This is a genomic window from Lysinibacillus sp. NPDC093692, from assembly GCF_050280125.1.
Classification (GTDB): domain Bacteria; phylum Bacillota; class Bacilli; order Bacillales_A; family Planococcaceae; genus Lysinibacillus.
The window spans coordinates 13736-26763 of record NZ_JBNNUW010000024.1 but is presented as its reverse complement, the minus strand read 5'-3'; the positions used below and the strand labels follow the sequence as shown (position 1 = coordinate 26763).

The following is a 13028-nucleotide window of genomic DNA, read 5'->3' as shown; positions in this document are numbered from 1 at the left end:
GCTTCCTTTGAAGTTGTAAGATGAATACGGATATAGTTCCTTCCCAAACATCACTGATTGAAGATAAAGCCTCCGGCGGATGTCACGGATTTTTAGAGGAGTGAATTGTGCTCCACAATTCAAAATCCGAACGCAATTACGCCAAGGCGAAATTGATTAATATGAATAAAGGGGTTACTGGTTTTTATGAAAGATTTTGAACAACAATTGGAGGCGCTTTTAAAGCAGGCTTCGTTACAATACATAATTTATCAGCATAATGGTGATACAGAGCGTATGGATAAGACATCACTTTTTGCTCGTAAAATACAGCAAAAAGAATATGTTATTGGCTTTGCAGGCCATTTCTCTGCTGGTAAATCGAGTATGATTAACGCATTATCTGGTGAAGATTTACTTGCGGCAAGCCCTATTCCAACGAGTGCAAATATCGTCAAAGTCCATAAATCAGAAGAAGACTTTGCGATTGTCTATATGCATAATGAAAAGCCTGTAAAATTCGAAGCAGGATATGATTTTAAAACAGTTAAAGAGCTTAGTAAAAATGGGGACCTAGTGTCACAAATTGAAATTGGTCATAGTACATCGACATTACCACCAGGTGTCACTGTTATGGATACGCCAGGTGTTGACTCGACAGATGATGCACACCGTATGTCAACAGAGTCTGCTCTTCATATTGCTGATATCGTATTTTATACAATGGACTACAATCACGTGCAATCGGAATTGAATTTTCAATTTACAAAGCAATTAATGAAGTACAATCCAAACGTTTATTTAATCGTTAACATGATTGATAAGCATAAGGAAAATGAATTAAGCTTTGAGGAATTTAAAGCAACTGTTCACAATTCCTTTGCAGCTTGGGGAGTAGTACCAAAAGGCGTATTTTTCACTTCATTAAGAGAGCCGGAGCACCCTAATAACGATTTTGCGGTTGTAAAGAAAATCGTTATGGATAGTATGAATGATTGGCAGGAGCAGCTTGTACAAACTGCATCAAATACATTGCGTTTATTACAAAGTGAGCATGACAATTATTTAACGGAAGAAAGACAGGATCGTTTAGACATTGATGAAGATGTATTAAGTGCCGATGACTGGGCAAACCATAAGGATATTTTAGAGCAGTACAATAAGCTAAATCGTCAAGTTGAATTGTTCTCAGTTGAGGCATGGAATGAAATGTTCGAAGAGCAACGTAAAGAACTTCTTGCGAATGCAGCAATTATGCCAGCAGATTTACGCGATAAATTACGTCTTTATTTAGAAAGTCAGCAGGAAGGTTTCAAGGTAGGGGGCTTATTTACTGCTAAGAAAAAAACAGTGGAAGAGCGTAACCGCCGTAAAGAGGATGCCTATAGTGCCTATCAAAATGTTGTTCATGCACAAATTACTGGACATTTAAAAGGGCTAATGAAAAAGGTGATAAAGGATGTTGGTGCGTTAAATGAAGAACGTGCTACAACTATTGATGCCTACGCCTTTGATTTACCTTTCTCCCTTATAGAGCAGCAGGTACAAGTTGGCGCAATTTTAACAGGAGATGCTGTGTTGAATTTTGCCAACCGTGTGGCAGAAGCGACTAAGCGCTACTACATCCAGGAAACTGATAAGTGGAAAGATGCGCAAGCAACAACTTTGGAAGCAGTAGCTACAGAAACGGCTGCTCCATCTAAATTAAAAATGGCAGGGATGCAAGAGAAAGTTGATGCCATTCAAGAAGTGCTTGAAATCGAGAGCTATCAGCAATATAGTGCAAGTATTATGCATCAGGCAAGCAATGAAATACGTAAAATAGCAAATCAACAGCTGACAAATTGGGAACATGCCTTTAAGCAAGATTTAGCAGATATTCGATTATTTGACGAATCGATGTTAAAGCCAAAAGAGGAAGCGTTAATTGAGGAAGAGGCACAGCAGGCAGTTAGTGCAACAAGTCTTCCTATTGAAGGTGTAGTGAAGCGTGCACTTCACACGGCAACTGCTGTAAAAGATGTACAGGGCTTTGCGGAGGTAGCAACTTACTTAGAAAATAAAGTAGAACGCTTACAGAAAAAGGATTTCACAATTGCGCTTTTCGGTGCATTTAGTGCAGGGAAATCTTCGTTCTCTAATGCGTTAATGGGTGCCAAGGTTTTACCTGTATCACCAAACCCGACAACAGCGGCTATTAATAAAATTCGTCCTGTGTCACCAGATCATCCGCATGAAACAGCAGATGTACAGTTAAAGACAGCTGACCAAATGCTAGAAGATATTCAAGCTTCATATGCAGCGATTGGTTTATCGGTTTCTTCGTTAGAAGAAGCATTCAATCGTGCAGATGAGGGACTTGCGGTGCAATTATCTGACGAACGCTTAAATGTGCATAAATCATTTATTCGCGCATATAAAGAAGGGTTCCCATCATTTAAGTCTGAGCTTGGAAAAGTATTACGTGTAAACCGTGAAGAGTTCGAAAAATTTGTTGCGCAGGAAAATAAATCATGCTTTGTCGATAATATTGATTTCTATTATGACAGTCCGTTAACACGCATGGGTGTAACACTTGTTGACACACCAGGAGCAGATTCTATAAATGCGCGTCATACAGGTGTGGCATTTGAATATATCCGTAATGCTGATGCAATCTTGTTTATTACTTATTATAATCATGCTTTTGCTAAAGCGGACCGTGAGTTTTTAATCCAGCTTGGTCGTGTGAAGGATGCCTTCGAGCTTGATAAGATGTTCTTTATCGTCAATGCGATTGATTTAGCGACAACAGAAGAAGAACAGGAAGATGTAAAAGGCTATGTGCGTTCAGAATTACAACGCTTTGGCATTCGCTTCCCACGACTTTACGGTGTGTCTAGCTTATTAGCATTAAAGGAAAAAGTAGAGGGTGCGGATTTAACATCTGGTATGCCACCTTTCGAAGATTCTTTCCACACATTCTTAAATGATGAATTAAGTGCATTGGCGGTTCAGGCACTTGCAGAGGAAGTCGATAAAACGGAGCAACGTTTAGGTGACTTAATTGCGCAAACAGAAGAGAACTTAAAACGTAAGGATGAGCGTTTAGAGGAATTAACAACTCTTGAACAACATGTGAAATCGAAATTCAATTCGCTTAATACAAGTATGGTAGAAAGTGAAACGAAGCAAGAGCTCGATGAATTACTGTATTATGTTCTTCAGCGTGTGTACTATCGTTACCCAGAGTTCTTTAAGGAAGGCTACAATCCGTCAACATTTGCAGCAATGCCGGTTCAGCAAGCATTAGAGCATGCTTTAAAGGAAGTAATGCAAAGTTTACGATTTGATTTTACACAAGAAATGCGTGTAACAAACTTCCGTTTATCACAGTTTATTAGTAAAAAAATGCAACTGCGCTTTAAAGATGAAGTGCGTGAGCTTAAAGAATTAAATCGAAGTTTCTCGTTTTTAGCGTTTGAATCTTCTGAGCCAGATTTACTTGATTTTGAAGGGCCATTTACAGGTATCACTAAATATTCAGGTGTGAAATCACACTTCCGTAATCAAAAGGCATTCTTTGAGAAGAATGAAAAAGTGAAGTTAAGTGAGGCGCTAGAGGTCTTAACAAAACCAGATGCGCAAGATTATTTAGATTCACAAAAAGTATCTCTCATGGCATGGGCGATTACCTATATTGCAGAGGAAGCAGAGAAATTACGTCTGCATATTTATCATCAGGCGCTTGAACAAATTGCAACAGAAAGACTTGCACTTCAGGAAGAAAGTCGTTTAGCTTCTTGGAAAGCTATTTATGCTCAATTACAATACGCATGAGGTGATTCATTTGGGAAAAGTATTCAAATCAGTTGAGGAAATTCAGTTTGATGAAGTCCGTTTCGTAGATGCTCGCTTTGATTTACAAAAGAAAGAGGCAGGTAGCAAAACATTTGAAGAAGGACATGCACCAGGAGCAATTTATATCGATCTAGAGCAAGATTTATCTGATATGGGATCCAGCGATGGTCGCCATCCCATGCCGAATAAGGAAAAGCTATCAGCAGTATTTCAAGGATTGGGATTAAACTATGAGGATCAAATTGTCGTTTACGACCAAGGAGCTGCTCCATTTGCCCCACGTGCTTGGTGGATGCTGAATTATGCAGGCTTTCCGAATGTCGTAATTGTGAATGGTGGCGCACCGGCTCTTGAGGAGAAAATAACTTTCACAAAAGACATTATCAAATATCCACCAACTACAATCGAATTTGTTTGGCGAGATGAACTATATGCTCCACGTGAAGCTGTGAAAGCTATTGTAGATGGAGAAGTCGATGCTACGTTATTAGATGCACGTGCCGCAGCTCGCTATCGTGGTGAGATGGAGCCTCTTGATAAGGTAGCAGGGCATATTCCAACTGCGAAAAACTTTGACTGGGAGCAGTTAAAGTCAGACGGTCATTTACAAGCGAATGATGCGTTACGTAGCAAGGTTACTCGTGATGAGCACGTTGTGGTATACTGCGGAAGCGGTGTTACAGCATCACCATTGTATGCAGTGCTAGCAGATGAAGGCTACGAAAATATTCAACTGTATGTAGGTAGCTATAGTGACTGGATTACACAATATGACGTTGAAAAAGGGACAAATGAATAAAAGATTATAGAAGAAACGCTCACTTTGGTGGGCGTTTTTTGCTTTTATTGGAGTGGAAAAGGTGGAAAGCGGTCGAAACGACGGAAAGAAAAGCCGAAGTGAAGGAAAGAAAGGTAAGAGCGGCGGAAAGAAGAGCGGAGGTGACGGATAGAAATCAGAGCGACGGGAAGAAAGGCTGAAGTGATGAAAGAAAGGTCGAATCGACGGTAAGAAAGGCAAGAGCGACGGAAAGAAGAGCGGAGGTGACGGATAGAAATCAGAGCGACGGGAAGAAAGGCTGAAGTGATGAAAGAAAGGTCGAAGCGACGGTAAGAAAGGCAAGAGAGACGGAAAGAAGAGCGGAGGTGACGGATAGAAATCAAAGCGACGGAATGAAAAGCCAAAGCCGTGGATAGAACCATCAAAAAGAAGGATAGCCCCGCCCAAATCGTGGATAGAACCGTCAAAAAGAAGGATAGCTCCACCCAAACCGTGGATAGAACCATCAAAAAGAAGGATAGCCCCGCCCAAACCGTGGATAGAACCATCAAAGTAGTGGATAGCCCCGCCCAAATCGTGGATAGAACCGTCAAAAAGAAGGATAGCTCCGCCTAAATCGTGGATAGAACCATCAAAAAGAAGGATAGCCCCGCCCAAATCGTGGATAGAACCGTCAAAAAGAAGGATAGCTCCGCCCAAATCGTGGATAGAACCGTCAAAATGAAGGATAGCTCCATCCAAACCGTGGATAGCCCCACCAAAGCGAAATTATACTAACGAACCGAGTTTTCATGTATTAATGAAATGACTGAATATTCATTTTATGCTAAACTCTTTTTACAAAGGGGGAGAAAGGATGTTTGAACGAGAGAAAAGTATAGAAATTCAACAGAATCGTGATGTGCAATGTGCTCATGGGAAAGTGGCGGTTCAGGGTATTGGCATGAGTGTTTTTAGCTTTTTTGTAGATGGGTTATTAATTGATACAGGCTCATACTCACTTTCTCAGGAGTTCCAATCTTTTTTTAAAGAATTACCGATTGAACAATTGGCGCTCACTCATTCTCATGAGGATCATTCGGGAAATGCGGCATGGATTCAGCAACATACGGGTGTACCTATCTATGTTCACTGTGATTCAGTGAGCCTTTGCGCAAAGGATGGGGAGTATCCATTTTATCGACAGGCATTATGGGGTGAGCGACCGGCGTTTATAGCTCAACCGCTTGGCGATACGTTACAAACGAATTTAGCTACTTGGGATGTTATTGAAACGCCAGGGCATACGACAGATCATGTATCATTTTATAATCGGGAAACGGGTGCTATGTTTACAGGCGATTTGTATATACAAACGAAAACTAAGGTTGTCCTTGATGAAGAAAATATCGTACATACCTTAGCGTCTTTGAAAAAAATAGCAAACTATGATTTTGAGGTAGTATATTGTTGTCATGCAGGCTTTATAGCGGATGGTCGAGCGAAAATACAAGAAAAAATTGCTTATTTAGAAGAGATGGAGGGGAATATAAGGCAACTGTTTCATAAAGGTTATTCGGTAGAGGAAATGACAAAATCAATCTTTTCTCGAGAATACCCGATTACAAAAGTATCAGGGGAACAATGGTCTTCCAAGCATATTATCACCGCATTTATAAATCAGTTTACGCAAGAGTCCTTGAAATAAGGGCTCTTTTTTGTTGATTAACGTGACACTGCTAAGGAATGAATATAATAAAAAACTTTGTGAAAAAATGTGGAGAAAATGTGACGAAACTAGATAGAGTAATGGATGCGCTTACATAAGTTTGTGAAAAAATTCTCATTTACATAAGAAAAATACTATGTGAAAAGTTGAGCAGGTTTAATGCCGGTATTTATACATTTATTGAAAGGCTAATAGTTGTAAATTTTATATTGAAATAATTGATTGTGAAGGTGATAACAAGACGATAAATAGGAATGAATGATTAAAAATGGCACTATTTCGAAGATGAAATACAATTGACAGAAAATTCGTTGACTTTACTTTCACAAAGTATTATGATTCTGGAATATATAATAAATTGAAAAGAAAAGGATGGGATTGAATGGACATTATGAAAAAGGCTTTAGAAATGCACGAGTATTATACTGGGAAATTAGAGGTGATTTCTAAAGTACCTGTGCAAGATTCATATGATCTAAGTCTTGCGTATTCTCCGGGGGTAGCTGCGCCTTGCGTAGAGATTGAAAGAAATCCATCGCTTGTTTACGACTATACAATGAAGGGAAATATGGTGGCTGTTGTTTCAGATGGTACAGCGGTATTGGGATTAGGAGATATCGGTCCGAAGGCGGCATTACCGGTAATGGAGGGGAAGGCGATTTTATTAAAGCGCTTTGCCAATGTTGATGCTTTTCCTATTTGCTTAGATACGAAGAGTACGGATGAAATCGTCAGCATTGTGAAGGCACTTGCTCCAACTTTTGGTGCTGTAAACTTAGAGGATATTTCAGCACCAAGATGCTTTGAAATTGAAGATCGTCTGCGCCAAGAATGTGATATTCCTGTATTTCATGATGATCAGCATGGGACAGCGATTGTAGTAGGTGCAGGGATGATTAATGCCAATCGTATTGTGAAGAAAGATGTGGCAACGATGAAGGTTGTGATTAATGGTGCAGGAGCAGCGGGTATTGCTATTTTGCGTATTCTTGTGCAAATGGGCTATAAAAATATTTTTATGTGTGATACAAAGGGACTCATCTATGAAGGCCGCGCTGAAGGTATGAATCCGATTAAAGAAACGGTTGCCCATTTAACAAATCCAGAAAAAATACATGGTACATTGGAGGATGCCATTAAAGGTTCTGACGTCTTTATCGGCGTATCGGTTGCCAATTTATTAACAGAAGCACATATTGCTTCAATGAATGAAGATCCGGTCGTGTTTGCACTTGCGAATCCAAATCCTGAAATTACGTATGAAAACGCCAAGGCATGGGGAGTGCGTGTTATGGGGACAGGACGCTCGGATTATCCGAACCAAATTAACAATGTACTCGCTTTCCCTGGTATTTTCCGAGGGGCATTGGATGTTCGAGCGACAGATATTAATGAAGCGATGAAGATAGCGGCAGTAGAAGCGATAGCGGCTCTTGTTAGTGATGAGGAATTAACCGAAGAATATATTGTACCTAAATCATTAGATGAGCGGGTTGTTGAAATTGTTTCGCAAGCTGTAAGTGGTGCAGCTGTTGAGTCAGGTGTGTCGGAGCTCTTCCAACAAAATACAGTGCTTTCAGTTTAACATTTACGTATACAGGTGAACCTAAAAAAGCTCCCACTCTCATAGAGAGGGGAGATTTTTTTACATCATTCCGATAAAAATGCCGAAAATGAAAAATAGAACAATAATAAGAATAATGAATAGTATACCGAAAATAATGGTTGGAATTAAGAGCGTTAAGAAGGCCATCCAATTTGGAATTTGATGTGCTTCGGCAACAATTCCTACTGTAATAACGAGGGACCAAATTACAACCACAAGGGTTAATAAAAGTGCTGGCCAAATAACCCAAGGATAAGTTCCAGCGAAGTCAGAATTCATTAAAGACTCAGGTGATGTAAATAACCAAATTAAATAAAAAGGAATAAGTACTATAAATGGGATAGAAGTTAAACTTAGCCCTTTGAATAAGTGTGAGTACGTACCTGTTCCTTTAAAAAGTTTACCGAACAGCCAAGTGATTAGTGCAGAAAAAGCCGTACCAATTAGCCCTAAAATCGGTGCTGCAATAACACAAAAAATGACGATAAACCAAGGAGACACGTCTGACAAAAATGTGCTATCAATAAGGTCTGTAAGTGTAACGCCAATATAACCAATTGACATGAGAAGAATCGCAAAACCTATTGATTTTTCTTCAATCATGTAACGGGTTGTTTTCTTTGGATGCAACCAAATAGACAAAAATGGATTAACCTTTGGCCTTTCTTGTGATGATTCATTATAGTTATCCATCAAATTACCTCCAAAATAATAGGATAAATTTATGCGTATAATGAGTATACGGAATGACCTAGTGAAAAGTTTCAAAAGAAATCATTTTATTAACAAAAAGAGCCGCAAAAAAAGCGACTCTTTTGATTACTCGTAACTAGTCTTACATAGCATATTAATAGAATGGTTTTTTTATTCAGCTAACATAATTTTTTCAAGCTCTAATGGTTCTATGTATTGTTCACCTTTGTAAGCGCGCATATTACCACCTGAAATTTCATCTATTAATAAAATTTCATTTGTTTGAGCATCACGGCCAAATTCTAATTTAATATCGTAAAGAGTTAACCCTTTTTTGGCAAGTTCTGCAGCAACAAATTTAGCAATTTCAATTGTACGTTGTTTTAAAATTGCATATTCTTCGTGTGTTAACAGGTCTAACATTGCTAAAGTATCTTCAGAAATAGGAGGATCTAGTCGATCATCATCTTTGATGGTAACTTCTACGAAAGAATCTAAGTCTTGACCTTCTTTCACGTAAGCACCATAGCGACGTAGGAAAGAACCTACTGCCTTGAAGCGGCAAATGACCTCTAACCCTTTACCGAAAACAGTTGCAGGTTTTACCGTCATTGTTGCATCGTTGAAGTTTGCATCAACATAGTGAGTAGGAACACCTTGTTCGTTTAGTTTTGAGTAGAAATAAGAAGTTAAGCGAAGACCAGCCAAACCAGCACCGTCGATTGTTAATCCAACAGTATTAGCACCTGGGTCGAATACGCCGTTTTCACCAGTTACATCATCTTTAAATTTTAATAAGTAATGACCATCTTCTAACTTGAACACATTTTTCGTTTTACCTGTATACAATAATTCCACAAAAAACCCTCCAATATGTTGTAGTACTCCAATATTATAACACGAATGTTTTGATTATTTAATAGTAAAATCGTTCGTTTTAATGTAAATTTTAAGCGTATTTCAACGCTTTTTTTATTAAAAAATAAGATGATAACGAATATTCGTTATCATCTTAGGGTGAGGTAAAGTTATTAATATACGCCTTCAGCAAGCATACCATCAGCAACTTTTACGAAGCCAGCGATGTTCGCGCCAACTACAAGGTTCCCAGGGTAACCATATTTTTCAGCAGCCGCTTTACTATCTGCGTAAATATTTTTCATAATTTCGTGTAATTTAGCATCTACTTTTTCAAATGACCAGAATACGCGACTTGAATCTTGCGCCATTTCAAGAGCAGATACAGCAACACCTCCGGCATTAGCCGCTTTTGCAGGACCAAATAATACGCCCGCATTTAAAAATTCATTAATTGCTTCTAAGTCTGATGGCATGTTTGCACCTTCACCAATAGCTTTTACGCCGTTTTCAATTAAAGTACGAGCCGAATCGCCATTGATTTCATTTTGAGTAGCACATGGAAGCGCGATGTCACAAGGAATCGTCCAGATACCTGTGCAGCCTTCTTTAAATGTAGCATTTGGACGATAGTTTAAATAAGTGGAGATACGATCGCCTTTTACTTCTTTAATTTCTTTAATTGCATCAAGGTCTAAACCTTCTGGATCGTAAATATAGCCTGAAGAGTCAGAGCAAGCAACAACTTTTGCACCATAGGATTGTGCTTTTTCAATTGCATATGTTGAAACGTTACCAGAACCAGAAACTACAACTGTTTTACCCTCGAAAGAATCGTTGGCATCTTTTAGCATTTCATTTACAAAATAAACAGTACCATAACCAGTTGCCTCTTTACGGGCTAAAGAACCACCATAGCCAGGAATTTTTCCAGTTAATACACCAGATTCACTTGCTTTTGTTATGCGCTTATATTGGCCCCATAAATAGCCAACTTCACGAGCGCCTACACCAATATCACCTGCTGGAACATCGACATCAGGACCAATATGGCGGTATAATTCAGTCATGAACGCTTGACAGAAACGCATGATTTCTGAATCTGACTTACCTTTAGGGTCGAAGTTTGAGCCGCCTTTACCACCACCGATTGGTTGGCCAGTTAAAGCATTTTTAAAAATTTGTTCAAAGCCTAAGAATTTGATAATGGATTCATTTACGGAAGGGTGGAAGCGAAGGCCGCCTTTGTATGGCCCCATTACGTTATTGTATTGTACACGGTAACCACGGTTTACTTGAACTTGATTGTTATCATCTTGCCAAGCAACACGGAAGGAAATGATTCGATCTGGCTCAACGATACGAGATAAGATATTGGCTTTTATATATTCAGGGTGTTGTGCAAATACAGGCACTAATGAAATAAAAATTTCTTCAGCTGCTTGTAAGAACTCTGCTTGATAGCTATTTTGGTTTTTTAGTTGCTCAAATACGCCATCAACGTATTCTTTTGCTAATTGTTCGTTGCTTACAGTTAAAGTTGTCATAGTAAAAAACCTCCAGTAAGTTGATAGGTGTATCGTATATCTATTTTTCACACTATTCAATAAAATACTTTTTTTAACAGTCTTAAGTTTGTGAAAAATTTAACAAACGGGGGCGAAGATTTGTTATATTAAAATAATAATAATGTGATTGATCTATCTAATTATGAGAAAGGAATGATGCTTTATTGTGAAGGTTTTAATTGACGCTGATGCTTGTCCAGTCGTGGATTTAGCACTATCTATATCATCTGAGTTTGAGATTGAAACAATCTTGTTTTGCGATACATCCCACCGTGTTGAACGTGATAATGTAATAACAATTACTGTTCCTAAGGGACCAGATTCGGTTGATTTTACGCTAGTGAATGCGCTTTCAAAGCATGATATTGTCATTACACAGGATTACGGATTAGCAGCAATGGTTTTGGCAAGAGGTGGTTATCCAATCGATCAAAATGGAAGAGAGATGTCCGATGAAAATATCGAACGTTTGCTCGATATGCGCCATGTTGGACAAAAAATTAGACGTGCAGGTGGACGTACGAGAGGGCCTAAAAAACGAACACAAGAAAACAATATTTCGTTCGAATTGAAATTTCGACAAATTTGTGAACGAGCAATTTTAGCTAAAAAAGTGGAGGAATCTAAAGGTGAAAAATGAACTTAAACACGAACTATTTAATCGATTTCCGAGATTAGAAGAGCTAGCGAATCATGAAACTGTGCTATGGGAAAATACAAATCGAAAAAAAGGGGGGGAAACCAATCTTTTTTCAATGGAAGAGGTTGAGGAAGCAGAAGAAACACTTAAACGTTTTTCTTCCTATTTGATTATTGCATTTCCTGAGCTTTTGGAAAGTAAAGGACTTATTGAATCATCTATAAAAGACATAGCTTTGATAAAGAAAGCTCTTGAAAAGGAATTTGACGTTTTCATACCAGGTCAATTGATCTTAAAATGTGATCATACTTTGCCAATTTCAGGCTCTATTAAAGCTCGTGGGGGTATTTTTGAAGTATTAAGGCATGCAGAGCGCCTTGCCATCGCTAGTGGCAAACTAACAAAAGAGGACAATTATGCTGTATTGGCAACAGATGATTTTCAGTCATTCTTCCAGCAATACACAATTGCCGTAGGTTCTACAGGTAATTTAGGATTAAGTATCGGCATTATGGGCAAAAAACTCGGCTTTAATGTCGTTGTACATATGTCGAGTGATGCAAAAGAGTGGAAAAAAGCATTGTTGCGTGAAAAAGGTGCGACAGTTATTGAATATGAAGCAGATTATAGCGTTGCTGTGGAACAAGGGCGTCGAGAAGCTGAACTTGACCCTATGTGCCATTTCATTGATGATGAGAATTCGAAGGACTTATTTGCTGGCTATGCAGTGGCGGCGAAGCGTTTAAAAGTACAGTTTGAAAAGACGAATATTACAGTGGATCAAGCCCATCCATTGTTCGTGTATTTGCCGTGTGGTGTAGGTGGTGGACCAGGCGGTGTTGCATACGGTATACGTGAAATTTTTGGAGAACATGCCCATGTTTTCTTCGCTGAGCCCGTAGCTTCTCCTTGTATGACAATGGGCTTGATGACGGGTTTACATGACGCCATCAGTGTAGAAGATATTGGTCTTGATAATAAAACAGAAGCAGATGGCCTTGCTGTTGGTCGCGCTTCTAAGTTTGTTGGGAAAGTAATGGAAACTTATATTAGTGGCTGCTACACGGTAAAAGATGAGCAATTATTTAAATCGCTTGCATTAGCGATGGAAGTAGAAGGTTTATTTTTAGAGCCATCTGCACATGCAGGGATGTTCGGACCAATTCAGTTAATGAAAAAAGGACAAAGTTATTTAGAAAAGCATGATTTAGTTAATAAGATGGAGCAAGCTACCCATCTTATTTGGGCAACAGGTGGAAGTATGGTGCCGGTGGAAATGCGTGAGGAATACATGACAAAGGTAGTGTAAGTAGCAAGGATTGATGATTAAAATATTTAATAAGAAAACGCAAGAATGC

At 38.9% G+C, this 13028-nt stretch carries 10 protein-coding genes; 6 read left to right on the top strand and 4 right to left on the bottom strand.

Features of this window, described 5'->3' with window-relative positions; genetic code table 11:
* Window positions 1-186: 186 nt before the first annotated feature.
* Complete coding sequence (locus tag ACQKN4_RS20655) at window positions 187-3798, top strand: dynamin family protein (RefSeq protein ID WP_427484696.1); 3612 nt, start codon at window positions 187-189, stop codon at window positions 3796-3798.
* Between the two features lie 10 nt (window positions 3799-3808).
* On the top strand, window positions 3809-4618 hold the full coding sequence (locus ACQKN4_RS20650) for a sulfurtransferase (protein ID WP_427484695.1): 810 nt from the start codon (window positions 3809-3811) through the stop codon (window positions 4616-4618).
* Here ACQKN4_RS20650 and ACQKN4_RS20645 read toward each other — a convergent pair.
* Complete coding sequence (locus ACQKN4_RS20645) at window positions 4523-5338, bottom strand: hypothetical protein (RefSeq protein ID WP_427484694.1); 816 nt, start codon at window positions 5336-5338, stop codon at window positions 4523-4525. The genes ACQKN4_RS20650 and ACQKN4_RS20645 overlap by 96 nt on opposite strands.
* Window positions 5339-5453: 115 nt before the next feature.
* On the opposite strand from ACQKN4_RS20645, the gene ACQKN4_RS20640 reads away from it, so the two are divergent.
* Window positions 5454-6284, top strand: coding sequence for an MBL fold metallo-hydrolase (locus ACQKN4_RS20640; RefSeq protein WP_427484693.1), 831 nt, complete (start codon window positions 5454-5456; stop codon window positions 6282-6284).
* Between the two features lie 403 nt (window positions 6285-6687).
* The gene (locus tag ACQKN4_RS20635; RefSeq protein WP_427484692.1) at window positions 6688-7890 is read left to right on the top strand and encodes an NAD(P)-dependent malic enzyme; all 1203 of its coding nucleotides are present in this window, start codon (window positions 6688-6690) and stop codon (window positions 7888-7890) included.
* A 60-nt stretch (window positions 7891-7950) separates the two neighbouring features.
* Here the strand turns inward: ACQKN4_RS20635 and ACQKN4_RS20630 are convergent, their stop codons facing one another.
* From ACQKN4_RS20630 to gdhA, 3 genes are all read right to left on the bottom strand, one after another.
* The gene (locus ACQKN4_RS20630; protein ID WP_427484691.1) at window positions 7951-8604 is read right to left on the bottom strand and encodes a Yip1 family protein; all 654 of its coding nucleotides are present in this window, start codon (window positions 8602-8604) and stop codon (window positions 7951-7953) included.
* A 171-nt stretch (window positions 8605-8775) separates the two neighbouring features.
* Window positions 8776-9462, bottom strand: a complete 687-nt coding sequence (locus tag ACQKN4_RS20625) for a phosphoribosylaminoimidazolesuccinocarboxamide synthase (protein ID WP_427484690.1) — start codon at window positions 9460-9462, stop codon at window positions 8776-8778.
* 173 nt (window positions 9463-9635) lie between these two features.
* On the bottom strand, window positions 9636-11009 hold the full coding sequence (gene gdhA / locus ACQKN4_RS20620) for an NADP-specific glutamate dehydrogenase (RefSeq protein ID WP_427484689.1): 1374 nt from the start codon (window positions 11007-11009) through the stop codon (window positions 9636-9638).
* 187 nt (window positions 11010-11196) lie between these two features.
* On the opposite strand from gdhA, the gene ACQKN4_RS20615 reads away from it, so the two are divergent.
* Complete coding sequence (locus ACQKN4_RS20615; protein ID WP_079560044.1) at window positions 11197-11670, top strand: YaiI/YqxD family protein; 474 nt, start codon at window positions 11197-11199, stop codon at window positions 11668-11670.
* Window positions 11660-12979: a D-serine ammonia-lyase gene (locus ACQKN4_RS20610; RefSeq protein WP_079560045.1), complete on the top strand. Its 1320-nt coding sequence runs from the start codon at window positions 11660-11662 to the stop codon at window positions 12977-12979. Before ACQKN4_RS20615 ends, ACQKN4_RS20610 begins: the two co-directional genes overlap by 11 nt.
* The last annotated feature ends 49 nt before the right edge of the window (window positions 12980-13028 follow it).